This window comes from Micromonospora sp. DH14 (assembly GCF_029809455.1).
Lineage (GTDB): Bacteria > Actinomycetota > Actinomycetes > Mycobacteriales > Micromonosporaceae > Micromonospora > Micromonospora parva.
This window is the reverse complement of record NZ_JARVKT010000054.1, coordinates 1-23,614: the sequence shown is the minus strand read 5'-3', so window position 1 is coordinate 23,614 and position 23,614 is coordinate 1. Positions and strand designations below refer to the sequence as shown.

At 67.9% G+C, this 23,614-nt stretch carries 24 protein-coding genes and 2 pseudogenes; 13 read left to right on the top strand and 13 right to left on the bottom strand.

Annotation, left to right across the window (positions count from 1 at the left end):
- Positions 1 to 150: 150 nt before the first annotated feature.
- The 3 genes and pseudogenes from QCZ28_RS33490 to QCZ28_RS33480 form a co-directional block, all read right to left on the bottom strand.
- A complete protein-coding gene (locus QCZ28_RS33490; protein WP_279520370.1) occupies positions 151 to 300 on the bottom strand; it encodes a hypothetical protein in 150 nt (49 codons plus the stop codon).
- A gap of 38 nt (positions 301 to 338) precedes the next feature.
- Entirely contained in the window at positions 339 to 623 is a 285-nt protein-coding gene (locus tag QCZ28_RS33485) for a hypothetical protein (RefSeq protein ID WP_279520369.1), read from the bottom strand.
- Between the two features lie 848 nt (positions 624 to 1,471).
- Positions 1,472 to 2,713, bottom strand: a pseudogene (locus tag QCZ28_RS33480) (NF041680 family putative transposase); the annotation flags it as partial.
- A 13-nt stretch (positions 2,714 to 2,726) separates the two neighbouring features.
- Here QCZ28_RS33480 and QCZ28_RS33475 point away from each other — a divergent pair.
- Together QCZ28_RS33475 and QCZ28_RS33470 are read left to right on the top strand one after the other, a co-directional pair.
- Positions 2,727 to 3,836, top strand: a complete 1,110-nt coding sequence (locus tag QCZ28_RS33475) for an RHS repeat-associated core domain-containing protein (protein WP_279520367.1) — start codon at positions 2,727 to 2,729, stop codon at positions 3,834 to 3,836.
- Between the two features lie 247 nt (positions 3,837 to 4,083).
- Complete coding sequence (locus tag QCZ28_RS33470) at positions 4,084 to 4,809, top strand: hypothetical protein (protein WP_279520366.1); 726 nt, start codon at positions 4,084 to 4,086, stop codon at positions 4,807 to 4,809.
- A 202-nt stretch (positions 4,810 to 5,011) separates the two neighbouring features.
- On the opposite strand, the gene QCZ28_RS33465 is transcribed toward QCZ28_RS33470, so the two are convergent.
- Positions 5,012 to 5,212 carry a DUF1877 family protein gene (locus QCZ28_RS33465; protein ID WP_279520365.1) on the bottom strand — a complete coding sequence of 67 codons (201 nt, stop codon included), beginning with the start codon at positions 5,210 to 5,212 and terminating at the stop codon, positions 5,012 to 5,014.
- A gap of 774 nt (positions 5,213 to 5,986) precedes the next feature.
- On the opposite strand from QCZ28_RS33465, the gene QCZ28_RS33460 reads away from it, so the two are divergent.
- The 4 genes from QCZ28_RS33460 to QCZ28_RS33445 all read left to right on the top strand — a co-directional run bounded on the left by QCZ28_RS33460 (position 5,987) and on the right by QCZ28_RS33445 (position 8,380).
- Positions 5,987 to 6,373: a phage integrase N-terminal SAM-like domain-containing protein gene (locus tag QCZ28_RS33460; protein WP_279520364.1), complete on the top strand. Its 387-nt coding sequence runs from the start codon at positions 5,987 to 5,989 to the stop codon at positions 6,371 to 6,373.
- Positions 6,334 to 7,023 (top strand): tyrosine-type recombinase/integrase, encoded by a 690-nt coding sequence (locus tag QCZ28_RS33455; protein ID WP_279520363.1) that lies wholly within the window; start codon positions 6,334 to 6,336, stop codon positions 7,021 to 7,023. The genes QCZ28_RS33460 and QCZ28_RS33455 overlap by 40 nt, the downstream gene beginning before the upstream one ends.
- A gap of 344 nt (positions 7,024 to 7,367) precedes the next feature.
- On the top strand, positions 7,368 to 8,015 hold the full coding sequence (locus tag QCZ28_RS33450) for a hypothetical protein (RefSeq protein ID WP_279520371.1): 648 nt from the start codon (positions 7,368 to 7,370) through the stop codon (positions 8,013 to 8,015).
- Positions 8,012 to 8,380 carry a hypothetical protein gene (locus tag QCZ28_RS33445; protein WP_279520362.1) on the top strand — a complete coding sequence of 123 codons (369 nt, stop codon included), beginning with the start codon at positions 8,012 to 8,014 and terminating at the stop codon, positions 8,378 to 8,380. Before QCZ28_RS33450 ends, QCZ28_RS33445 begins: the two co-directional genes overlap by 4 nt.
- Before the next feature lie 169 nt (positions 8,381 to 8,549).
- Here the strand turns inward: QCZ28_RS33445 and QCZ28_RS33440 are convergent, their stop codons facing one another.
- A complete protein-coding gene (locus QCZ28_RS33440; RefSeq protein ID WP_279520361.1) occupies positions 8,550 to 9,086 on the bottom strand; it encodes an HAD domain-containing protein in 537 nt (178 codons plus the stop codon).
- Positions 9,087 to 9,168: 82 nt separating this feature from the next.
- On the opposite strand from QCZ28_RS33440, the gene QCZ28_RS33435 reads away from it, so the two are divergent.
- The gene (locus QCZ28_RS33435; RefSeq protein ID WP_347815148.1) at positions 9,169 to 9,756 is read left to right on the top strand and encodes a hypothetical protein; all 588 of its coding nucleotides are present in this window, start codon (positions 9,169 to 9,171) and stop codon (positions 9,754 to 9,756) included.
- A gap of 377 nt (positions 9,757 to 10,133) precedes the next feature.
- On the opposite strand, the gene QCZ28_RS33430 is transcribed toward QCZ28_RS33435, so the two are convergent.
- Positions 10,134 to 10,391: a transcriptional regulator gene (locus QCZ28_RS33430; RefSeq protein WP_279520359.1), complete on the bottom strand. Its 258-nt coding sequence runs from the start codon at positions 10,389 to 10,391 to the stop codon at positions 10,134 to 10,136.
- A gap of 98 nt (positions 10,392 to 10,489) precedes the next feature.
- Between QCZ28_RS33430 and QCZ28_RS33425 the strand changes: the two genes are divergently transcribed.
- Positions 10,490 to 11,086: a hypothetical protein gene (locus QCZ28_RS33425; RefSeq protein WP_279520358.1), complete on the top strand. Its 597-nt coding sequence runs from the start codon at positions 10,490 to 10,492 to the stop codon at positions 11,084 to 11,086.
- A gap of 12 nt (positions 11,087 to 11,098) precedes the next feature.
- Here the strand turns inward: QCZ28_RS33425 and QCZ28_RS33420 are convergent, their stop codons facing one another.
- From QCZ28_RS33420 to QCZ28_RS33410, 3 genes are read right to left on the bottom strand one after another with little or no spacing between them, the layout of a single operon-like run.
- Positions 11,099 to 11,848, bottom strand: coding sequence for a hypothetical protein (locus QCZ28_RS33420; protein ID WP_279520357.1), 750 nt, complete (start codon positions 11,846 to 11,848; stop codon positions 11,099 to 11,101).
- Between the two features lie 41 nt (positions 11,849 to 11,889).
- Positions 11,890 to 12,207, bottom strand: coding sequence for a hypothetical protein (locus QCZ28_RS33415; protein WP_279520356.1), 318 nt, complete (start codon positions 12,205 to 12,207; stop codon positions 11,890 to 11,892).
- Between the two features lie 4 nt (positions 12,208 to 12,211).
- On the bottom strand, positions 12,212 to 12,874 hold the full coding sequence (locus QCZ28_RS33410; protein WP_279520355.1) for a hypothetical protein: 663 nt from the start codon (positions 12,872 to 12,874) through the stop codon (positions 12,212 to 12,214).
- A 376-nt stretch (positions 12,875 to 13,250) separates the two neighbouring features.
- On the opposite strand from QCZ28_RS33410, the gene QCZ28_RS33405 reads away from it, so the two are divergent.
- Both QCZ28_RS33405 and QCZ28_RS33400 read left to right on the top strand, forming a co-directional pair.
- The gene (locus QCZ28_RS33405; protein WP_279520354.1) at positions 13,251 to 14,105 is read left to right on the top strand and encodes a hypothetical protein; all 855 of its coding nucleotides are present in this window, start codon (positions 13,251 to 13,253) and stop codon (positions 14,103 to 14,105) included.
- 1,412 nt (positions 14,106 to 15,517) lie between these two features.
- Positions 15,518 to 17,977: a tetratricopeptide repeat protein gene (locus QCZ28_RS33400; protein ID WP_279520353.1), complete on the top strand. Its 2,460-nt coding sequence runs from the start codon at positions 15,518 to 15,520 to the stop codon at positions 17,975 to 17,977.
- 217 nt (positions 17,978 to 18,194) lie between these two features.
- Here QCZ28_RS33400 and QCZ28_RS33395 read toward each other — a convergent pair.
- Positions 18,195 to 18,455, bottom strand: a pseudogene (locus tag QCZ28_RS33395) (amino acid permease); the annotation flags it as partial.
- Between the two features lie 181 nt (positions 18,456 to 18,636).
- Between QCZ28_RS33395 and QCZ28_RS33390 the strand changes: the two are divergent.
- Entirely contained in the window at positions 18,637 to 19,056 is a 420-nt protein-coding gene (locus QCZ28_RS33390) for a hypothetical protein (protein ID WP_279520352.1), read from the top strand.
- A 60-nt stretch (positions 19,057 to 19,116) separates the two neighbouring features.
- Here QCZ28_RS33390 and QCZ28_RS33385 read toward each other — a convergent pair whose 3' ends face one another.
- Positions 19,117 to 19,968 (bottom strand): helix-turn-helix transcriptional regulator, encoded by an 852-nt coding sequence (locus QCZ28_RS33385; RefSeq protein WP_279520351.1) that lies wholly within the window; start codon positions 19,966 to 19,968, stop codon positions 19,117 to 19,119.
- A gap of 103 nt (positions 19,969 to 20,071) precedes the next feature.
- Here QCZ28_RS33385 and QCZ28_RS33380 point away from each other — a divergent pair, with 103 nt between their 5' ends.
- Together QCZ28_RS33380 and QCZ28_RS33375 are read left to right on the top strand one after the other, a co-directional pair.
- Positions 20,072 to 20,830, top strand: a complete 759-nt coding sequence (locus QCZ28_RS33380; protein ID WP_279520350.1) for an SDR family oxidoreductase — start codon at positions 20,072 to 20,074, stop codon at positions 20,828 to 20,830.
- Positions 20,831 to 20,849: 19 nt separating this feature from the next.
- On the top strand, positions 20,850 to 21,617 hold the full coding sequence (locus QCZ28_RS33375; RefSeq protein WP_279520349.1) for an SDR family oxidoreductase: 768 nt from the start codon (positions 20,850 to 20,852) through the stop codon (positions 21,615 to 21,617).
- Positions 21,618 to 21,647: 30 nt separating this feature from the next.
- Here the strand turns inward: QCZ28_RS33375 and QCZ28_RS33370 are convergent, their stop codons facing one another.
- Both QCZ28_RS33370 and QCZ28_RS33365 read right to left on the bottom strand, forming a co-directional pair.
- On the bottom strand, positions 21,648 to 22,130 hold the full coding sequence (locus QCZ28_RS33370) for a TetR-like C-terminal domain-containing protein (protein ID WP_279520348.1): 483 nt from the start codon (positions 22,128 to 22,130) through the stop codon (positions 21,648 to 21,650).
- Between the two features lie 31 nt (positions 22,131 to 22,161).
- Complete coding sequence (locus tag QCZ28_RS33365; RefSeq protein WP_279520347.1) at positions 22,162 to 22,419, bottom strand: hypothetical protein; 258 nt, start codon at positions 22,417 to 22,419, stop codon at positions 22,162 to 22,164.
- Positions 22,420 to 23,614: the final 1,195 nt, after the last annotated feature.

Sequence of the window (23,614 nt, the reverse complement as noted above, 5' to 3'; positions counted from 1 at the left end):
TCAAACGCCGACTACGCGCTTGTCAGCAACAGACCGATCTCCTCGCCGGTTTCTTCGCCAGCACCGGCATGACCCTCGAACCCGAACCACCGAAATAGCCCGAACCTTGGCCCTTCAACCTCTGTAGTTGCCGGGGAGGGTCAGCCGCGCCTAGTCGGGTAGTGAGGTGAGTACTCGGCGCTGGCCGTTGGCGGGGTTGGCGGCGACCAGTTCGGCGCCGTGGGCGGTCCAGCGTTGCAGGAGGATCTCGGTGCCAGCGAGACCGAGGAATTCCTCACCTTGGTCATTGTTGGGCGTCACGAGGTCGATCCGGCCGGCTGGTTGGCCGGACCGTAGGTCTACCCCGACCAATGTCCAGGGGGGATCTGACTGCGTCTGTTCCGGCTGGCCGGTCGGGGCCTGCTCTTGCCGGGTGACCACCGCCCACACGCTCGGCGGATTGCCTCCGCCGCGTAGGACCAGACGTTGGCGCCGGTCGCGTCCGTCAGGGTCTTGGCCTGTCCGAGCAGGGTGTAGGTGTAGGTGGTCTGGTCGAACTTGGTCGTGTCGTTGCTGCCGACGTCGGCGGGGTTCTTGTACTGCCTCAGCGCGGTGGTGCGGCCCGGCAGTACGTTGGCAGTCACAACGGGGTGCCGGGATCAGAGGTGGCCATCCCAAATACCGTATTTGACCAGCTCAACCAGTACCCTCGGTCGGTGGTGCCCCAGTGAGTAATCCCAGGTCAGAGCCTGTAGAGACCGACCGCATCGGACAGTTGGCCTCCGGTCGCGTTCTTGCTGTATTTCGTTGGGGGGTAATCCTTGAACTCGGGCTATCGAGACCTGGGCTAATCGATGCGCTATACATTGACGACGGCGATGTATACGTGGATGGGCAAGATGTCGAGGTCTATCTGGATAGTTTTGATGAGCAAAAAGACAAATTCATAGCGAGGCCGCCGGGTCAAGTTCCCCTTATTGAGCGTTTGCGAAAGAAGGGTTTCGACCTGTAGCGCGTACGGCTGCTACACCCTGGTAACCGATGTCATGAAGGTCGGGTGCTCAGATGTCTTCCCATGACTGGTCGCGGTTTGTCGAGCCAAGGGCTGAACGTCTGCGCGCCCGGCCTTTGTTGCTGGGGTGCGCCGCCGCCCACTGGCGGACGGCCATGTTGCCGTCACGGTTGCCGTCAGCTTCGGCATAGCATCCATGATCGTGGATGTATGGTCATCCTGGTGGGATCCGGCAAAGGTCGGCGCACTGGTGTTGCTCCGAGATCTTGGGTCGGTCTGCTGGGCGTGCGCGCGGGGCCGTAGGCCGTAGCGCGTGCGCGCGGCCCGGCTTTGCCGGGCCGTACTTGATCCTGTAGAGCAGTTTTGAGCCAGTCGGATCTTGGTCGAGGGCCTTGGCCCGGCTGGCTCACTGCTTTGGTGCGCGGTTGCGGCTGCTGCGGGAACGCTTGGCGGGTGCTGGACGTCCTCTTGGCTTGATCTTTAACCTGTGCGGCGTGGACGGGGATTGACAGACTTCGTCATGTTCGCGGCCGGTGTCTTGGTGTTCGTGGTGGTCGCGATGTGGACGTCGTAGCGCGGGGTGGGGTGGTTGTTGCGGCGGCCGGGTGGTCCTCCTGGTCCTGGCCGGGAGGGTTTGGGTGCACCGGCTGGGCAGGCGGCCTTCACGCGCAGGTGCCGAAACCCGCGGCGGACGCGGGCGGGTGACAGGCGCTGCGGTGGTGCGGGTTTCTCCCAGGGGCGGCGCAGGTCGGCGGCCAGGGTTCGGGCCAGCCGCAGTTGGGTGTAGGCGGCGAGGATCATCCAGGTCCATCGGTCGGCGGCCTGTGGCGTGCGGATCTTCGAGCAGGTCCAGCCGAGGGTCTGCTTGAACAGGCGGAATGTCTGCTCGATGTCGAAGCGGCGCAGGAACGCCTGCCAGAGCCGGTCGACGTCGCCCGGGGTGGCGTCGACGCAGGACCACCACAGCCACACCGGCTTCGGGGTCGCGCCGCTGGGCAGGTGCTCGACCTCCAGACGGATGACGGTTCCCTCGATGACTGGCAGCACCTTCGCCGAGTCGGTCCAGGCGGATCGGTGGGTCAACCGCGGGTGCAACCGGTCCCAGGCTCGGGCCCACGCCGTGCCGTAGAGGCGGGTGTCGGCAACGGGGGCCGCGTCCGGCTCACCCCACGTGACGGGATCACCGAAGACGAACTCACCGCCGTGCCTGCGCGGTCGGCCGACCGTCCCCGGCTGCCGAGGCGGCACGGCCCGGCGCAGAACCCGGTCCGAGCGCATCCGCGCGAGGACCTGCACGGGCAGGTCACGCAGGAGGAACGCCAGTCGGGGCGCGTCGTAGCCGGCGTCGGCCACGACCAGAATCTCCAGGTCACCGGCCTGCCACTGCCCGGCCGCGATCAGACGCCCCACGATGTCCCGCAGCTGCCCAGCAGTGACCGTGGCCGCGTCATCACCAGGCGCCAGCCGCACCGCGTCCAACGGTGCGGTCCACGAACTACGGCCCGACTCCAGGGCCACGACCATCGAATACGGCCAGCCCGGGATCATGATGGTCTGATCCTTGCCGCGGCCATAGGTGTGACACAGAATCCGCTGCGGCGAGGTATGCGCGTCCGGCCGCAACCAGCAGGTGATGTCGACCGCCAGGACGAGACGCCCATCAGCCGCCCGCGGCAACGGCACCGCCGCCAAAGCAGTGCGCAGCCGGTCGATGTACGCGAAGGGCACGAGCCAGGTGGCGATCAACCCGTCCACCCAGGTTACCCAGGTGCGTCGGCAGACCCCGTTCGGCAGTTCGCGAGGAGCCGCCATCACCTGGCCGAACGGCAAGGGATTCATCGGTGGCGACGCCGACGCCACCGGACTGACCCACCTCGGCTCGCGCGAGTACGACCCCACCGTTGGCCGATTCATCTCGGTCGACCCGATCCAGGATATGAAAGATCCGCAGCAGTGGAACGGCTACACCTACTCGAACAGCAGCCCGGTGACGTTCTCCGACCCCTCCGGCACCCGGATTCCCCCGGAGGATTGCCCGAATCGCGACTGCAGTGTCCCCGCCGCACCGACTCCGTCGAACCCGCGCCCGCCGGTTGGCGGCGACCCCGAAGCTGCGGCACGTCTGGCGGAAGAAATAGGGGAGAGCACGGTGGGTAAGGGCCGCACCTCGGCACATGACACGGCGATCGCGCTGCGGGCCCTCGACCTGCAACGGCAGTTCGAAGGCAAGGCCTGGATCACCACAAATCTTGGTAATTCCGCCGGAACTGACCTGGTCTGCTGGAACTGTGCTGCGCTCAGGAGCAAGGGAGCCCGCCAGGAGGTCTGGGTATGGGAGATCAAGGCGGAGAGGCAGGGGTCGAGCACGGCCAACAAGAGCATGGAACACGGCATGGAGTGGTCTCGAAACCATATTCTGCGTGGCCGGACCGCCAGTGGTCCGAAGCCCGTCGTGCAGGGCCCGCCGTTCCCCACGCCGAGCTCCGGTGTGAACAACCAGAAGGTGAGCCAGGTGGTGACCGTCTACTCCGATCCGGGTTCGACCGAGCAAGCCCCCACCGGCATCGAGTACTACCGCACCGACAACTTCAACGAGAAGGTTCCGCGAGGTCACCAGCTACGGAAGAACACCGAGGACGCCTTCGACGCGGCTGACGACTCGGATCGGGACACCGAGCGCCACATCACGAAGGCACAGGACACCGGCGTCAAGGACGACCCGGTCTCGGGCTGGGCCATCGCCGGTGGTATTGGTCTTGTCGTGGCCTTCGGCGGCTGGGCAGTCGTCGGTGGTGGGGCCTCCGCGGTGGTTCTGACCCAGGCGGACTTCGCACTCGCCCGCTGACGGGCAGCGGCGGAGTAACAGGAGACGGGGAACGGGAGTGAGTATGGCCGGTGGTCGACGGGAACGTTGCACCGTGATGTTGACCGTGCCGGTGGGCCCGGACCGCGAGCGTGTGGTCCGGGCGACCCGGCGTTGGTTCGAGCTGTGCCCGCAACGACTGCACGGCGCGTTCGGCGCCGCCGTACGCGCGACGCCGACGGCTGACCTTGACCCGCCCGAGTTGCCACCCGGTACGGTGCACGCCTCGGTGGGCACCGCCGTGTTCGATGATCTTCACCGTGAGCCCAGCGAGTGGACCCAGACCTATTCGCCGGAGTCGTGGCACGAACTGTTGCGTCGCCTCGGCGAGATTCCGGACGCGGCCTCGTTCGAGGCGCAGACCAGGGACGAGCAGGGACGGTTGAACCGGCCGAGTTTCCTCGTGAGTTCGGTCAGCGGCAAGGGCTACGTCGATCTCGTCAGCACCATCGACGACGCGGTGGCCGGTGATCCTGGCGGGGAGCGGGCGCTTCTGGCGACTGTCCGCGAGGTGGCGGAGCTGGCCGCTCCGGTGGCGGTTGCCGTCACGGTGCAGGGTTCGCTGACGGACACGCCGCTGGAGGTGGCACTCAGCCGATCCCCGACTGACTACCGTAAACGTCCCGCTGAGGTGCTGCGCAACTACGGGTGGCTGACCGTGCTCGGCGACGAAATGGCCGAGCGGGTCGGCGGTGCTGCTCGCCTCCGCGCGTCCGGGGCGTTCGTTGAGGTGGAGCCGCTCGCTGCGGGTGGCTGGTGGCTCCTGGCGACGGAAACCTGGGACGAGTACGGTCCGGAGCAGGCGAACCGCCTCTTCGAGCTCCTCGCGCCAGTGCTGCCGGCGGGCCGGCCGGAAATAACGCAGTGGCGGTTCCCGGCGATCGCGGATCCACCGGTTCTGGTGACCCTGCCGAACGTGGTTGCCGAACGCGACCCACGGGAAATCACCGGCTGAGTCAACGGTGGGCCGCGTCAGTCATGATCGCCTCCTACCTCGCCATTACCGCCACAGAGGCCATATGGAGGTGCCTGCAGGTCCTGAGTCCGACTGACCATCTCAGACAATGGCAAGGAGTACCGCCTTGCCCTGGGCGGTTGCTGAGCGGTAAAAGCGCCAGAGCTCCGCGAAGACCGGCGCGAGGAAGCTGTCGAAGTCGTCAGCGCCGTGAACCCACCCGCCCGCCCGGGTAAATGTTTGCGGCCCCGAGGGCGCCCGGGTCGAAGCGGTCGCGCAACGCGTCGACGTCCAGCATGTCGAGCGCGGTGGCGACGATGCGGACCGTTCCCACATCGAGGAGGCGTGCGGGCCCGTAACCGCCCTCATCGCCGAACTCAGCGTTGGCACCTTGCGGAGGCATTAGAACGGCATCCGCGCACGCCGAGTAGGGGGCCAGCCGGGTGCCATGCGCTGATCTCCGTCCATGACTCGCTCCTCGCCGGTGAGCCGACGGCATTCACGATTGCTGTCGATTTCTACAGTGTGGATGCGGTCAGACAGCAGGCGAGGGCAGCCGTCGACATCTGCGTCGTCTGCCGAGCAGAGCAGCGCACCGTTGTTCGTATCGGCAGTTGGGGCGTGCCGCACGGTACCTCCGGGGCACCATGTCATTCACCGCTGGACCAGCCTGTCCGTCTGCTCTGAGTGTGGGGCCGGCCTTCTCGTTCGCTTTGATCATGACTGCTTCCACCAGCCCAGGGAGGCCCCATCGCATGAGGTTGCGGTGACGGTCGAATTGACCGAGGGTGGGTTGCCGCAGGTTCGGTCAGTACGCCCACTGTGAGGCGTGGAGGGCTCCGGCGGCAGGGGAAGCGGGTGCGGTCAGACGTGTCCGCGTTCTGGGTGGGCCCCCGGTTTACCCCCGAAACCCCTGGTTGAGGTTGACAACCAGTGACAAGAAGCGACCACTGCTTGTTCGTGTCTGTGCAGTTCAGCGCGTAGTTCTGATAGTTAATGACAAGGTCGGGGCGGTTACGGATGGTAACAAGGGGTCGTCGGTTCGAATCCGGCCGTCCCGACAGCGAGAGGGTTTCCACAGGTCAGAGCCTGTGGAAACCCTCCTTTTCGTGTTCATGGTGGTTCATCGAGGTCGAGCACGCCGCTTATCGACCCCTTGACTCGACGGGTGACCAACATGGCTCTACTGGACCTCACCAAGCTCACCACCGACCTGTCCCCGACCTGGGCGGGATACCTGCGCGACTGGGACCGGACGTTGCGGGCGGGCAACTATCCGGAGACGACCCGGTACAACTACCTCCTCGCCGCGGCGCAACTGGCCCGCTACCTGGCCGAGCACTCGCCCGACCCCGATGCCGCTGACGCTGCGGAGGACCCCACCGAGGTGACCCGGGGGCATGCGGAGGCGTTTCAGGCGTGGATGATCGAGACCCGGTCGGCGTCGACTGCGCTGAACAAGCACAAAGGTCTGCAGCAGTTCTTCAAGTGTTGCTGGCTGAGGAGGACATCGACCGCTCTCCGATGGACCGGGTCCGACAGCCCAAGACGCCACAGAAGCTGATCCCGATCATCCGGGACGAGGACACGAAGAAGCTCCTCGACGCCTGCAAGGGCAAGACCTTTCCGCACCTGCGCGACGAGGCGATCATCCGCCTGTACTACAACACCGGAGCGCGGCTGTCGGAGGTCGGCAACCTGCTGCTCGATGACGTCGACCTGAACACGGAGTCGGTGCACTACCACGGTAAGAGTGCCAAGGACCGCCGGGTGCGATTCGGGCCGAAGACGGCGCGGGCCATCAGCCGCTACCTACGGGCGCGAGGCAAGCACAAGGGTTCGGAACTGCCGGATCTGTGGCTCGCCGACCGCGGTGGCCGGCGGTTGGCGGCCAACGGCATCAAGATTCGCCTGAAGCGGTTGGGCCTCGCCGCCGGCGTGGCGAACGTGCACGCCCACCGCTGGCGGCACAGCTTCGCCCACGAGTGGAAGCGTGCCGGCGGGAACACCGGCGACCTGATTGCTGCTGCTGGGCTGGACCTCCGAGGACATGCCCCGGCAATACGGCGCCAGCGCGGCGGCCGAACGCGCCCAGGAGATCCAAGTGCAACTGGGCATCGGGGAAGGGGTGTAGACGCGGGCAACACGGTCGGCCGACCCGAGTGCCGGCTACCTCGGTCGGCGCCGGTTGGGCTGAACGCTGCTCGACGATGAGGACCGCGAAGCCGTCCGGGGTGATGATCAGCCGGAGGGCACGGAAGAGATCGGCCACCGCACCGTCGACCGGCCTGGGCCGCGCGAGCGGCTGGGGTCGCGGCCAGCGCAGTACGACCAGGTCGACCTGCTCCACGCTGTCGAGACCGGCCAGATCCGCAGCATGAGTGACCGGGCGGTAGGTACGGCCCGCCGCAATGCTCTCGTCGCGAACGGTCGGGTCGCTGTCGAAGTCGACCACGGTCGCGCCGCGCCGGCTGGTTCGGGCTGAGGCGCTGCAGGCCGTGACTGCGGTCGGTGATCTGGGCGCCGCTGAGGCGGCGTTGCCTGATCGGCATCCGTTGGTGCGGGCGATCGCTCAGGCCGCGCTCCGCCGCAGCGGCACGAATCCGGCAGAGTTCTATCGCCTGCTTGTTCGGCGGGAGCCGCCGGCGCCGGGGGTGATCGCCGGGCTGGGCGAGACCGGTGGCGTCGAGGATGCCGGCCTGGTTCGACGGTGGCTGGCGCACCCACGTTCGCGTGGTCGGGTCGAAGCGGTCCGAGCGCTGCGTCGCCTCGGCGCGACCCGGTCGGCCGAACTGGTGCCACTGCTGCGCGACGAGTCTGCTGCGGTGACCCGCCAGGTGGTGGCGGCCCGGCGACATGACCTCGGCGCACTGGACCCGGAGATGCTTGAGGCCCTGCTCAGGCCAGGCAACGCGCCGCATGTCCGGTTCGCGGGCTACCGGCTACTGACCTTGGCCAACGCATGGCAGCGACTGGCCACCAACCTACGGGTGATCGATGAACCCGACGACCGGTTGCGCGCCGGTGCGCGGGCGGACATCAGCGTGTGGCTCAATCGGCAGGCGGCCACGACCTACCACGGACCATCCCGCGATCGTGCGGCCGAACTCGACAAGCTGATCGAGCGTGCCCGTCCGATCCTCGATGAGGACAAGGTCCGGCTGCTGCGGTTCCATGCCGGCCTGCCCCATCAGGCGGCGGTATGACCGGCGACGACATACCTCGCCCGCTCAGCGACGTCGAGCGGGACGTCATCGCGCGGCTGTTGTCCGTGCCATTCCCTGGGCGCGACGAGTTGCGTGCGCAGTTGCCGTTCACCACAGTCGCGGGCTGCTGCGGGTGCGGCTGCGTGAGCGTCAACCTTGCCGTGGACCGCGTCGCAGCGCCGGCCACGGTGTTGGCCGCCGCACCAGTGTCAGCTGACATCAGCGACGACGAGCTCTACGCCGGCATTGTGCTGCTCGTCGATGCTGAGGGCTATCTGTGCTGCCTGGAGGTCTACTCCATTGGTGACGAACCCGTGCGGCGGCTTCCACCGGTCGAGCAGATCAACGCCCGTCCGCAGAAGTAAGCCTCAGCCTTCAGATGGACGGACGGCGCAGCAGCCGGACGCAGGATTAACCGCACGGTCTTGGGCTCATGTCGGACCAGCGGCGGCCGGCCCGGTATCTGGGTGAGCCTAGTGAGGCTCTCGAGTTTGAGTCGTCGGCGTGTCGCGGCACCCAACTCTGGTTGGGGATTCAGGCCGCAGCACGCGGCGGTGTGTCGCGAATCCTGTGTAGCCAGTCCATAAGTGCGGCGTAGTCAGCATCAGTGAGACCCTGACGGGGATCGACGCGATGAAGCAGGGCATGTCCTGCGTGATGTGCTGACACCCAGGCTCGGTCGGTGTTCGTGATTTCGTCGTCGACCCAGGCGAAGGGGCGGCCTGCGGCCCAATCAACGAGGGCGCGGGTCTTCCAGTGCAGCCCGTCCTGCTCGTCGGTGTCGGTCGGCTCCGGCCAGATCACCACCGCCAGCTGCGGCAGACCGATCCGTGGCGCGATGATCTCGTTTGCGTCGTCCATCCATGTCGTGGCCCAGACCAGATCGCACCCCAGCGCCGTCAACCGGGGTCCGTGTTCGGGATCGATCCTGCCCAGAAGCGGATTCGAGCTGGTCTCTCGTGGTTCAGTGTCCGTCTCGCAAGTTGGGTATTGCTGCGGTGTCCCACCGAACGGAATGAGGGGTCCGTCAACATCGAGGAAGAGCAGCGGACGCTTTGCAGAGCCGGTCACGGCAGCACGATATCGGTTCATCCTGGCCGGCCCGAAGCACTATCGTGCCGGCGTGATCAAGGGTGACGGTGCTCGACTGGGCATGGAGGCGACGCGTCGACTCGCGCAGACCGGGTGTTGTGAGATCGCGCCGGGCCTGACGGATGAGGAGTTCGATCGCATTGAGAGGACGTACGGCTTCGAGTTCGCCGATGACCATCGCGCGTTCCTTGCGGTGGGGCTGCCGCTGAACGTCCCGTTCGAGCCGGAGGAGGGCGTGTCCTATGCGTGGGAGAGGCCCTGGCCGGACTGGCGCAACGGTGATCCCGGTGCCATTCGTGAGCGCTTGGAGTGGCCCGTGGAAGGGGTGCTCTTCGACGTGGAACACAACACGGTATGGCACGACACCTGGGGCGATCGGCCGGCTGGCCGCGATGAGGCGTTGGAGACCGCGCGGCGCAAGCTTGCGCAGGCACCACGGCTGGTACCCGTCTACGGACATCGGTTTCTACCCGCCGGGCGCGGAACTGTCGGGCACCCAGTCCTCTCGATCGTGGAGACCGACATCATCTACTACGGCACCGACTTGGTCGACTACATCCATCAGGAGTTCGGCGGCCCGGGTACGGACAGGACAGATCAACGCTGGAACCCGAAGGCGACGGTGGCGTTCTGGCGGGACTTCCTCTGATCCGTCCGGCACGCCGGAGCAACCTCGACCCATGCGGCCGTCGTAGCCCTTCCGGTATTCAACTGACCGCGCGCCAACTGTCGAAGCTCCCGACTGCTCGGTCAACGGGACGTGCTCGTACTGGAAAGGGCCCGTAGGGCCGATCGCAGGCGCCCAACCGACCTGCGGGCAAGGACAGCCATGAGTTCTGGCCTGTCGAAAGGCCCGTTCCACCGCATCCACCCCTCTGGGCCTCGCTCCGGGTGAGCGTTGACCTCCTGCAGATCGCTGGGCGGCGCGACACGCCAGTAGCGCGATCAGCAGATCCACGGAACGCTACGGTCCGATGGCGGTCACCTGCTCAGCCGCGTCAAGGGTCGGCATGGTTAGAGAACCCGTCACCGTTTCCGCAGGAAGGCGTAGACGATCTTGTTGGAGGCGAATTCCGAGACGTTGACGAGGTCCCAGCCGAACTGGCCGAGGACCTCGGCGGCAGCGACCGCCTCGCTGACCTTGTCGCCGCTGACGCCGTGATGGGAGACCACGGCCAAGAGGCGATAGGGGTACGTACGAAGATCGGCTTGCCCCTGCAGGACCGCCCGGGCGGTGACCATGCGGGTCCGGGCGATGTGCTCCGGGGTCTCTGCGGCGGTCATACCCGGCACCATAGTGGCTCGTCGCTCGGGCAGTCTGCCAGCATCGCAGCCGGTATGTTCGAGACGTGTCTGCGTCGGCCGGTGCTTCTCGTCTTGTCATGGCGCTCGTTGCGGTACTCGCCACTGCCGCCTGCGACGGTGCCTCGGATCCGCCGGTTGCGCCGACCGCAGGGGCGGCCGCGAGCAGCGTTGCCTCCACCGCGCCCACCGCCTCGGCCGGCCCTGTCTATCGCGCTCAAGATCTGGAGCTGTGCAAGCGTACTGATCTTCGGCCGTTGGCGGAGCTGTCCCTGACGGTGGCCCGCACCGATCCGAAGCCACCGCTGGGGCAGCCGGGTGCGGCGTGTCTGTTCGAGATGCGGACGAAGGACGGGCATCAGGCGAATCTGCGGGTGGAGGCGTCCACGCCAGCCAGCGAGCAGGAGGCGCGGCTGCTCTACCGGGCCACGGCGCAGGTGACGGTGATGACGCCCGCCGGCGCCATCACCGGTGTAGGTGACGAGGCCGAGGCTTTCACCAGGCGCTCCGAGCCTGGCTTCAAGTACGCCGAGTACATGGTCCGCGCGCGCACGGGCAACCTGGTGGTGAAGGTCTGGTTGGCCGTCGGCGGTGTTTCGTATGCCGCCACTGACACGCTTGGATCGAAGGCGTTGACGTTGCTCAAGGCGACCCAGGCGGCCGTACCCACGGTGTGATCCCCCCGTCGGTCATCCCCGGACGGCCTCCGGCCACCGCCCACCGGGCAGCTTCGAGTGGTCGCCGACCTGCGTCGCGATGTCCCGGACATTGCCCAGCGCGTCGACGAAGCGCTGGCCGATGGTGAGCAGAACGTCCAAGCCAGCGGTGACCAGGTCTCCGACCGACTCGGCGAGGGTGGAGATAGCCCACGGTAGGTCGATGACGGTTACCCCTTCACTCGCCGCCTGCGCCAGCTTGCCGACCAGGCCCGTGACGATCTTCGCGAGTTCGACGGCGTAGTCGACATTCGCCTTGGCGATCGTGAACAGCCACTGGCTGATGAACTCCGACTTGACGACGGACTCGTCGACTGCGGCCTTCTGCTTGAGCGCCTTGGCGTTGTAGGCACTCGCGGCGTCGCCGGTCCACTTGGGCAGGTTCTCGTTCGCCGGGTCGGTGGTGGCGGAAGAGAGCTCGGAGACCGGGGTCTTCACGTCGTTGACCCAGCGGAAGCTGACGTGGATCAGCGAGAGCACCGGCAGTTGATGCTCCAGGGCCTGCTCGACGCGGTCGAGGACGACGTTCAGTGCCGTTTTGGTGCTGTCCAGGCTGTGCTTGATCCACAAGAGTGCCGCCGGTCCGAGGAGCCACTTCCACTGCTGTACCTGCTCGACGATCTCATTGAACTTGGCGATCGCTGTGTCGATGCCGGAGCGGATGTGGTCGAACGCCTTGTTGAACGGTTCCCCGTACTCAAGATCAGTGGTCCCTGGCTGCATGGGGTGCTCCGTGCCCTCTCCGAACGTCGCGCGGTGGGTCGCTAGGCCCTGAAGATTTCGTTGAGGTCCAGTGAGATGACCTCGTCGGCCCGGTCGTACTCGTCGGCGATGCGACGCAGGGCCTCGCCGACCTGTTCGAATTCGGTTACCGCTCCACTCAAGATGGCGACCATGAAGTTGTGGAAGTCGTTGTATGCCAGCGAGTGGATGAGGACGTTCGCATCACCGATGAAGAAGGCCGACGGGTCGAGATGCAGCTGCTCCGCAGCGACCTTGACGGCGGCGACCCGGTCCGACAGCGTCAGCCACTTACCTCCCTCATCGCGGAGCGAATCGGTGATGACGTTCAGGTCAGCCATCTCACTACCTCACGAATCCAGTCCGTCCGGCGCTGGCCAGCTCGAACGCGCGGAAGAGGGAACGGGACTCGAACTGCAACTGACCCGCGTCTGCCCGTGCGATCCGCCGGACGTCGCCGGTGATGCCGATGATGCCGCCTCCGCGGATGCGCAATGTCAGGCAGCCGTTTGGGCTCGACATGCTCGACTCGTCCGTCCCCGTGGTCAGCCGCGCCGCAGCGTCCAAATCCGCGTCGAGGTCGGACAGTGTCCGCCAGGTGTCGCGTAGCCACGTGTACTCGTCGACCTCCCGATCGGGGCTCCTGTCGAGCGGCTCCTGATCCGACGCTGCAGGATCTCTCTCCTGCGTCTGCAGATGAAGGAGCGCCGCCGCTTCGAGGGCAGCCTGCACGGCGGCGGCGTACGCCTCGAAGAGCGCGTCGGCGAACCCGCTGGGCCCGAGGCGGCTCCGCCAGTCGCGAGCGATCGTGACAGCCGAGACCTCTCGTCGGGTGTCGACCACCACGCGGACGGAGCCGGAGTGGTCCGCCCCGGAGCAGTCCTCGGCTTGCAGCCCACGTCCCGTCTCGCGCAGCGCACGATCGGCCTGCTCGCGCAGGACGGAATCGTCGCCCAGGAAGGCCAGGCTTGCCAGTTCGGGGCGTTCACGCCTGCTGCCGTGCTGCATTCGCCCCCGGCCTCCTGCTCGTCAACGCTTTCCGTGATTCGCCCGCCACGGCGAGGTAGGACCACGGTACGTGAATGACCAAGATCCGTGGGACCCCGACGCTAGGCGGGACGTCGCTGTGGAGCGGCTCCGCGCCGCCGTCGAACCCGCCATCGAGTCAAGAACTGGAAGATCCTCAAGACCGGCTACCACCGGAAGAGCGTCACATGTCTGGCTAGTTGATCTTTTCGACAATGGCACCGCTTGCGCGCGCCTGCCACGATGGGCAGCCGTGACCCGATCTCGCAGGCGACCGAGGCCATTCCGTCGCACCGGCCTGATCCCGTTCCTGATCGTCGTAGCCCTGGCCGTGGTCACGGGGTACGGCAGCTGGCACGTGTACGACACGGCGCGCCCTGGTTCCGGACCAGCGAAACAGAGCTACATCCGGGTCATCGCCCCGGAGAGCGTGTCCAAGGTCGAGGTGACGTTGTTCGTCATGCCGTCACTCGACGATAGTTTCTTCACCGACGTCTCCTACGCTCTGACCGTCGTCGTCGACTCGGCGCGGGAGCTTGCCGACCGAAGCGTCACCGTCGAGGTCTCGCCGGAAAGTGCGATCGTCTGGGACGGTCCGCTTGCCGATGTACTGACTGGCTTCAACGGCTTCCAGACCTTGACCGCCGGGCCGATGACGAAGGTCGTGGCCACGGGCAAGGGTCACCGCTACGCGACTCGTCTCTTCGGTGACACGGACTTGCCGGTCTACTTTGAGCGCGGCGAGCGTACGTTCGTCCGGACGCCGCAGCTGCTGATGCCCGAGGTGCGCTTTGACGGGCCTCCGATTGTTCTGACGCTCGACGACTTCGGCAACGTACTCAAGGCGAATGGCGGTCCGGTCGAGCGGCCCGAACTCGCGTACCGGATCGAGATCCTCGGGGCGCCGCCGGAGGGCGCCCGTGAGGAGTACGCCAGCCCGCCGAGGGACAATTCGCTGGCTCTGTCCTGGACGATGGACCAGGACTTCGCGGCGACGCTGGCACCCAGCGTGACGTACGTCGACGACAACAAGGCGGCCGACATCGAGAACCGGATGTTCGCGGCCGGTGTGGGTGCCGGCGTTAGCGCGTCGCTGATTCTGTGGGTCGTCGAGTTCGGGCCGTGGCGGGCGCTGGCCGCGGCGGCCGGGCGGGTGCGGTCGCGGCGGCGCTGGCGACGGGCGGTGGCGCAGGCCCGACGGCCACGGCGATGAGGCGGGGACGGGTCGCGGGGGCGTTAGTAGTGGCGGAGTTCGTTCGGTAGACCTTGGATGATGGCTCCCAGGTGATATTGGATCCTGGCGGATTGGTCATCCAAGGCGGCGAGGCCAGCGCACGGGCTCCCACCAACGCCCGAAGCCGGGAGACCAATCCATGTGGCGTACCGATCTGAAGTAGGCAACGCGCTTTGTCCTCGGTACGGGCTTGCAGCGCGGCGAGCCCGACTCGGACTGGACGCTGTCGGCGAGCGGCCCGTAATCGGGGCCCGCCCCACCACCGGGCCTGCGCCCTACCTGTCGGCGCGGGATGACGGAGGGCGGCAGCGCCGTGAGCGTCGGCGTCGACGCCCGGCCTGTAGCGCTTGGCGCAGGTCATCGACGGTCGCGGGGGTGCGGGTTTGGCGTATCACGGCGACGAGTTTGTCATCGCGTACGACGTAGACGGGCTGCGCGATGGCGCCTTCAGACCTCTTGGTGACGGTCCGGCGGCCTCCTCGTCGACACCCCGCCCACTACGTCGTCTTCGGTCGCGTCGCCCCGCCTACCTGCTGATGTGCCAGCAGTCGGCCAAGATCCGATCCCGACGCGCCCGGTCGCGCTGCTGCAAGCGCTGTTACGAAGCGAGCAGGTTGCAGCAGCGCACACGGTGCGGGCAGTCCGGACTTGAGGCTGAGCGCACGGCGGACGATGCCGCGTTATGCAAAGCCTGCGGCCCGCGCGACCTGGAGGACTTCGAATGCTGCCCCCGGTGCGGGCAGCATTCCGGTCCCGGACAACTGCCCGACGTGTCTGTGCAGTTCAGCGCCACTGCTGACGGTCAATGACAAGGTTGGGATGGCAGCCGACGGTAACTATTTTAGGTCAACTCGACAACCGTCTGACCGTTCTCCCAATCGGGGTGTCGGCTCCGCCCACTTGTAGCGATAGAGATGCTCGATTCTAACCGATCAAAGGATCCGGCGAGGATGGCCTGCAACGCACAGTGACCATGGACGTCAGTGCGAAAGGAGGCGACTGTGGCGGATGGCCGCTGGGCGAATCGGTTCCGGATACGTGCTGCCAGCGTGGCGGGCACCGCACTGTTGCTAACTGCCGGGATGACTGCGGCACTGGCCAACTTCGTTGCCTGGTACTTTGCGGCCGGTCTGGGCGTGGCGTCCGGTGCCGCGGGTCTCTCCGGCGGGGTGTGGTGGCAGCGACGCACCGACCAGCGCGCCCGTGAGGACGCCTGGCGAGCGACCACCACTGCGGCGCCGGGCAGCCACCCGTGGCAGGACGCTGACGATGTCGGCTTGCTGACGATGCTGCTACCGGGCCGGCGGGCCGTGCCCTTCAGCGTGCTGCACGACCCGGCGGCCCGCCAGGTGGTGCGGTGGGCCCTCGCCGACTCACCGGCCCGCGCGTCCGTGCTTTACGTCGACGGAGCACCGGGCGCCGGCAAGAGCCGGCTGCTGGTCGAGGTGGCTGAGCGGCTCGCGCTTCCGTGCGCATGGGCGGTGCCCGGCAGGGGTGCGGCGGCGGTGTCCGCTGCGGCAGCGTTGCGGCGACGAGTGGTGCTCGTGGTCGACGACGCCGACACCTGCGACGACTTTCCCGCGATCCTGGGCGCGTGGGCTGAGGCCGCCGACAGCGACGTCCGGTTGGTTGTTATCAGCCGGGTGAACCACCCGTGGTGGGCTGCCGTCCGAGCCCGCCAGCCGGCCCGAGTGTTGGCGGGCCTGCCGTACCGTCCGCAGGTGACGGTACCGGCGATCGTGGGCGACGCCAAGAGTCAGCAGCATGCGTTCAGGCGTGCCTTGCTGTGCTTTATGGAAGAGTCGGCGTCGGTCCCCGCCGTGACGTTGAAGCCAAGTGACCCGCCTCCGTCGATCACGCTGCTGCACGCCGCAGCCGCGCTCGCCGCGCGGACCGACGTCGGTGGCACGGTCGACACCGCCACTGTGGTGGCCAACATCTTCGGCGCCGAGCGGCGGCGTTGGCAGGAGTCCGCCCGGCGGGCGCACCTCCAAGACCTGCCCGGCATCGTCCTTGAGCAGGCGCTGCTGCTCGCCGTGCTGGTCGGTGCCGCCAATGAGGAGGCCGCGTGCAGGCTGCTGACCCGGATATCGTCCCCAGCAGGTGGTATCGGCCCCGAGCGGGCGGGCCAGCTGGCCGACTGGCTCCGAGGGCTCTACCCGCAGCAAGTGCCGGACTGGTTGTCTCCGCGGCTGCCGGCGGTATTGTTGGAACGCTATGCGGTCAGCGCCGTCGCCCACAGTCCGATGCTCGCCGAGACGTTGGCTAACGCCACCGCTCGGGACGAGGTTCGAACCCAACGCGCCCTGGGCACCCTGGCCAGAGCCGCGGCACACAGTCCAGACGCCATCGTGGCGCTCGGTGCCGTGCTCGACAGCGACCCGCCACGAATGATCGCCGCCGCGATCAGGGTCGTCGCCACTGCGGAGGTACCGGTCGATGAGGCGATCGCGTCCTGCCTTGACCGGCACGCGGATCGGTTCAGCCCGACACAGCTGCGGCAGTTGAATGAGGCCATCCCGCAGGATGCGCGGACCGGCCGGTTGGCTCTCTGTGACGTTGCGCTCCTGCGGCGGTACGTCTCGCACCCCGACGTGGACCCGGACGATCTAGACACCCAGGCCGTCCGGCAACGCCTCGCGGTCGCGCTACGCGAGCAGGGCCGGTTTGGCGAAGCCGAGGTGGAGTTCCGCGAGGTCCTCGAGGCGCGGGCGCGGCTGCTGGGCTCCGAGCATCCGGACACCCTGGACACCCGCAACCGGTTGGGCGTGGTGCTGGACATGCAGGCGGGTCGTGAGGAGGCGGAGGCCCAGCTCCGGGCGGTTCTGGCCGCACGAATGCAACTGCTCGGCCCGGAGCACCGCGACACCCTGAACACCCGGCTGAGCCTGGCAGTCGTGTTGAACGGGCAGGGGCGCCACGACCAGGCGGAGGCGGAGTATCGCGAGTTGCTTGCCGCGCAGACCCGGGTGCTCGGCTTAGAACACGAGGACACCCTCACCACCTGCAACAATCTCGCGGTCCTGCTGCGCGAGCAGGGACGCCTCGGCGAGGCCGAGGCCGTCTTCCGCGCGCTGCTGGCGACCCGTATCGGGCTGTTTGGTGCCGCACATTCCCAGACCCTGGCCGTTCGCGGCAACCTCGCGGTGGTGTTGGAAAGGCAGGGGGACTACGACGCGGCGGAGGCGGAGTTCCGTGAACTGCTTGCCGCGTGGACGCGACTGTCGGGCGCCGCGCATCCGGACACCGTGAAGGTGCGCAACAGCCTCGCCGTCGTGCTCAGCGTGCAGGGGCGGCACAGCGAGGCGGAGGCGGAACTGCGCCAGGTGCTCGCTGCCCACACGCGGTCGCTCGGCGTGGAGCATCCCAGCACCCTGATCGTTCGCAGCAACCTCGCCATCGCCGTGGACGAGCAGGGACGGCGCGACGAGGCTGCTGCGGAGTTCCGTGCCGTGCTGGCCATCCGGGTGCGGACCCTGGGAGCCGAGCACCGCGAGACGCTGAGTACCCGCCATAGCATTGCGGTGGTGCTGCATCGGTGGGGCCGATTCAGCGAGGCCGAGGCGGAACTGCGTGACATGCTGGCCACCCGCACGCGGCTGCTCGGCGCGAACCATCCCGATGCCCTCAGTACTCACGGCGCCCTTGCCACGGTGCTGGCCGACCAGGGCCGTTACGTGGAGGCGCAGACGGAGTTCCGGCAAGTGCACGCCGGCTGGACCCGGGTGCTCGGTCCCGAGCATCCCAAGACCCTGGCCGTCCTCAGCTACCTGCGAGCGAGTTCCCACCCTGAGCGTCGGAACGGCCAGACGCAGAACCGGATCATAACGACGACCGAGTCAGGTCCGTAGATCTGTCGGTTAACCTCTCACGTACGCACGTACTGCTGAATTTCAGGCGATCGAGCCACCCGAACAGCCCTGATTCGAGGTGCTCGGCCGCCACCTTGAGGTGGCTGCTGTCGGGGTGGACGTAGACCCGCTTGGCGAGCGTGCCGCCGTCGGCGTGGCCGGCCCAAGCCGCCAGCACGACATCGGGAACTCCGGCGACGGCGAGGTAGATTACCGCGTCGAAGACGAGGGCGACGGCGCACTCGGCGACGAGCATGACCGCCAGGACCTTGCCGTTCAGGTCGATGCGTAGGAGACCGAGCACCGCGACGACGGCCCAGGCGATCAACGCACACAGCCACCAGGTGGTGTCCCAGCCGTACCGGCTCTGCAGGAGCTGGGCGAGGACCGCGCCGAACCCGCCGTACAGGCCGATCTGCATGGCATTGTAAGCCAGTAGCGCGACCATGGCTGCGGCGACGCCAGCCGGGCGACCGAGAGCACCGTCATCTGGCCGACGTACGTGCGTTCCTTGACGATCTTGTGGAGATTGCCTTGTGGCATCGCACCGTGAACTGTCCGCGATGCGGCAAGCCATCACCCTCTCCGCCGTGGGCTGGGTACCACGAGCCCAAACCCGCCCGTCGGGTGCGTGATCCTCGACCGGGACGGAAACGGTGGTGGGCGCGGGGTTCCACCGTCGCAAAGGGGAGCCGTACGCCGAAGCACACGCTCTCAACGCGGCGGGAGTTGCGGCTCGCGGCGGTACGGCTGTCGTCACGCTGGAGCTGTGCAACCACGTAGGCGTAACGCCGGCTTGTCGTCAGGAGCTGATCGACGCCGGCATCTCTCGGGTGGTTATCGCCGTCATGGACCCGACCTCTCGCGGTGAAGGTGGAGCCTCGATGCTCGCCGCCGCAGGCATCGAGGTCGAAACTGACGTGTTGCGCGACGAAGCCTTGACCGTTCTTGAGCCATGGTTGACCGCGGCCGTGCGCCGTGGGCCGTACCTGACTTGGGTGTTCGCATTGGATGGCGAGCATCAGTCGGCGGCGGAAGAACGGCTCCTGCTCGACCTTCGCGCGAATACGACAGTCTAGGTTGGGCCACTGCTCCGATGGCCGGCCTGGGGGCGCCGACGCCCGGACTCTGCGGATGACTCAGAGGCCGGGTCTCGGGGGGCTTGCAGCGAGTGGTCCGGCGGTCAGGGAGCCGAGGAGGGCGAGGGCGTCGGCGCTGGGGGAGGCGGGCTCAGCGTGGTAGACGACGAGTTCCTGGCCCGGGGCGGAGCGGACGTCGAAGGTCTGCATGGTGAGGGTCAGGGGGCCGACGTCACGGTGGGCGAAGCGCTTGCGCTCCAGGGCCTTGCCGCGGGCGTCGTGGCGGGACCACAGCTCGGCGAACTCCGGGCTGGCTCCGAGGAGTTCGGCCAGGACCTGGCGCACACGCGGGTCGTCCGGCGCCGCGCCGTGGCCGAGTCGGAACCCGGCGACGGAGTTGCGGGCGACCTCGTGCCAGTCCCGGTAGAAGGCGCGGGCGGCCGGGTCGGTGAAGACGATATGCATCAGGTTGCGCGAATGCGTCCAGCCGTGGAAGAGGGCGTCGGCGGTGGCGTTGGAGGCGAGGACGTCGTACGCGCGGTTGTAGACGATCGCCGGGTTGTGCGGCCAGGCGTCCATCAGCGCCAGCAGGCTCGGCTCGACCCGGCCCGGGACGGCGGCCGCCGTGGTGCGCGGGCCGACACCGGCGAGGCGGAAGAGGTGCAGCCGCCCGTCGTCGCCCAGCCTCAGCGCGGCGGCCAGCGCGTCGAGGACCTGGGCCGAGGGGGTACGTTCCCGGCCCTGCTCCAGGCGTACGTAGTAGTCGGCGCTGACGCCCGCGAGGAGGGCGACCTCCTCGCGCCGCAGCCCGGGCACCCGGCGGTGTCCCGTGGCCGGGAGGTTCACGTCGGCCGGAGTGACCTGCGCGCGGCGGGCGCTGAGGTAGACGCCGAGCTCGGAGCGGGCTGCCATGCGGCCCATGGTAGATCCGCGGTCCGACGTCTTCCTGGGTGCGCTGCACCTAGGAGAATCCCGCCTCTCCCGCAGCCGCGGCGGACCGGCCAGCCTCGAAGCCATGACCACTACACGCCCCGAAGGGGGCGGCCCCGCCGATCCCAAGGTCGTCCTCGTCACGGGCGCCAGCAGCGGCATCGGCGCGGCCGTCGCCGAACGGCTGGCCGCCGAAGGCCACCACGTCGTGGCCGGAGCCCGCCGTACCGACCGGCTGCGCGCCCTCGCGGACCGCGCCGCGGCGTCACCCGGCAGCCTGCACCCGGCCCGCCTGGACGTCACGGACCGCGCCGACGTCGCGGCCTTCGTCACCGCCGCCCGAGAACGCCACGGCCGCGTCGACGCCCTCGTCTCCAACGCCGGTGTCATGCCGCTCTCCCGCCTGGACCGGCTGCACACCAACGAGTGGGACCGGATGATCGACGTCAACGTCCGCGGTCTGCTGCACGGCGTCGCCGCCGCGCTGCCGGTCTTCACCGCGCAGGGCGCGGGCCACTTCGTGACGATCGCGAGCGTCGGCGCCCACGAGGTCGTCCCCACGGCGGCCGTGTACTGCGCCACGAAGTACGCGGCCTGGGCGATCACCGAAGGACTGCGCCTGGAGTGCGATCCCGCGATCCGGGTCACGACCATCTCTCCCGGCGTGGTCGCCTCCGAACTGGCCGACACCATCACCGACCCCGAGGCCGCCGCGGCCATGCGCGGCTACCGGGCCCACTCCATCGGCGCCGACGCCGTCGCGGGCGCCGTCGCCTACGCCCTGGCCCAGCCCTCCGACGTCGACGTCAACGAGATCGTCGTACGCCCCACTCACCAGCGCTGAACCCACCGGAGAACACCTCATGTCTGCACCCCTGCCCACCTCTTGGGACCTGACCGGCCGCGTCGCCGTCGTCACCGGCGCCGCCCGCGGCATCGGCCACGCCACCGCCACCCTGCTACACGCCCGCGGCGCCCGGCTGGTCGTCACCGACCGCTCCGAGGCCGTCGAGGAGCTGGCGGCGAAGGACCCCGACACCATCGTCGCCCTGGTCGGTGACGTCGCCGACGAGAACCACGCCCGCGCCACCGCGGCGCTGGCGACGAGCCGCTTCGGCTCCCTCGACATCCTGGTCAACAACGCCGGCCGCACCCTCAACAAACCCGTCACCGAGACCACGGCCGACGACTTCGACGCCATCCTGCGTGTCAACGCGCGCGGCAACTTCCTCCAGGCGCGGGAGGCGTTCCGCGCCATGGAGGCGGGTGGCCGGGGCGGTGCGATCGTCTCGGTCGCCTCGGTCTCGTCCGTCGTCGCCTTCGCCACGCAGACCGCGTACGCCGCCTCCAAGGGCGCCCTGGCTCAGATCACCCGGGTCCTGGCGATCGAGGGCGGCCCGTTGGGCATCCGCTCCAACGCCGTCCTGCCCGGCGTCATCGACACCGACATCATGGAAGGCGTCGTCGCGGGCGGCCGCGACATGCTCGCCTCCTTCGGCCCGGCCCACCCCCTCGGCCGCATCGGCCGCCCGGAGGAGGTCGCGCAGACCATCGCCTTCCTGGCCTCCGACGCCGCCTCCTTCGTCACCGGGGCCCTCCTGACCGTCGACGGGGGATGGACCGCCCAGTGACACACCTGCGCCGCGATGCGGCTTTCTGGCTCACGCCAGCTGGAACGAGTCGGCCAGCATGTCGACCTGAACAGCGAGCATCGTCTCCGGCCGGTGCCCCATGCCGGCGAACTGGCCGGCCGATCCCAGGCTGACGGTGCCGTGCATCTGGGGCCAGGCGGTGACCGTCCCGGTCAGGGTGACGGTCGCCGCGGGCTCCTGGGGCGACAGGCCGGTCCACTGCTCGACCCACGCCGCCACCGCAGTGTCGTCCCGCAGCCAGCCGCGGAACTCGTCCACGAGCGGGTCCACCGAGGGCCGCGGCCGCCCCTTGGCGAAGACGGGGAGGAACGGGCCCAGGACCGCCCGGGCGTGCGCCACCGTCTCGTCCGGCGGGGTGAACCCCGGGAGCGGGGTGCCCTGGATGAGCAGATAGACGTGCGGCTGCGCCACGGCCCAGTCGCGGAAGGCCGCCGCCAGCGCGAGCAGCGCCGCACGCCCCGTACGGCCACGAAGGCCGGCTACCACACGCACCGCCGGCCCTGTCGCGCGAACGCATGAGATATCAGCTCGCTGCAGGGGGAGAATCCGGGAAATTCTCCAGGTAGCTGGTTTGCTGCTCCACGAGTTCGTCCACGACTTGCGAGAAGGTGTCCGTCACCCACTGCGGCATGTGTAGCTTCTCGCCCTGCCCGTGCATGAAGTGCTGGAGCGCCACTTCGGGCTGCCGGGATCTCCAGGTGGTCAGTAGGTTTCCGGCGTCCCGCCCGTTGTTGGTTGCGTACTCGACCAGGCCGAGGTCGTCGAGGGAGATGACCCCCAAACGCGGTTGCCGCTGGGTTCCACGGGAGCCCATCGTTTGGGGTGACGATCAAAGGCGCGAAGCGGGTACCGGGCACCAGGTTCCGACCGGTGAGCTGCGGGAGAAACTGGGTGAGGTGCCGGATGGTGGACGCCATCTGTCGGGCCTCGTTGTCGGCAAGGACCGCCGCCAACTCCTTGTCCAGCTCGGGCACATCCGCTTGGCCACCGACCATGCGTTGGGAGAGCCGCCGATTGTTCGCGTCCAGGCAGATCCACACGTTGCCGCAGTGCACGACCCAGTCGCACACCTTGGTGATGTTCTTTTCGTCTTCCAGGCGTGCCACCCGCTTGAAGTGGCCGCCCCGGGAAAGATGCGCCGCAAAAGCTCCCCGATGCTGTGCTCAAACTGAACGGGTAATGCCCAGGTTCGTGCTGACCATCAAGCGTCAGACGTACGGCCGCGCGAAGGACGGTGGCGTGACGGGCCAGCAGCGAAAGAACCGGAACCGGAACCGGAGCGAGCGATCGCGCTCGGGATGCGCAGGGCCTCAGCGGCACACCTCACCGGTTCCGCCCACATCAGCAAGAGCTTCGCCGGCCTGACACCGTCGTAGCAGCACGCCTCGAGACCCCGCCAGGCAACCGCGAGCTGCGGGAAGCGGTCGCCGCGCTCAGCTAACCGCCCCACCCGACCGTTCAGCGGTCGGCGTTGGTGCGACAGCGGCCGCAAGAAGGTTCGTAGTCAGGCCGGGGTTGCCATGGAGAAGGCGACGACGTCTCGTCGGCACTGCTCACCATGGGGGTGACGGGCGCGTCGCGATCGGGTTAAGTATCTATAGTTGTCATCGACAAGCGTCGCCAGTGATCTCCGACAACTTCTTCGATGCGGGCCGCCTCGCTCATGGTCATCGATCCCAATCGCGCATTCGCGAGATGTGCTGATTGAGGGATATGTTCTGCCCACGGTGGTAGCAAAGACCAAAGGGGTCTTATTCGGGCCCCCCGCCGGACCTTCGCCTCGTAGGAGCTCACTCCGAGGTTCAACCGGGGTATCCCGCGCTGATAGCAGAATTCGAGTGGGGCATGTACGGCTACAGAGGTTGAAGGGCCAAGGTTCGGGCTATTTCGGTGGTTCGGGTTCGAGGGTCATGCCGGTGCTGGCGAAGAAACCGGCGAGGAGATCGGTCTGTTGCTGACAAGCGCGTAGTCGGCGT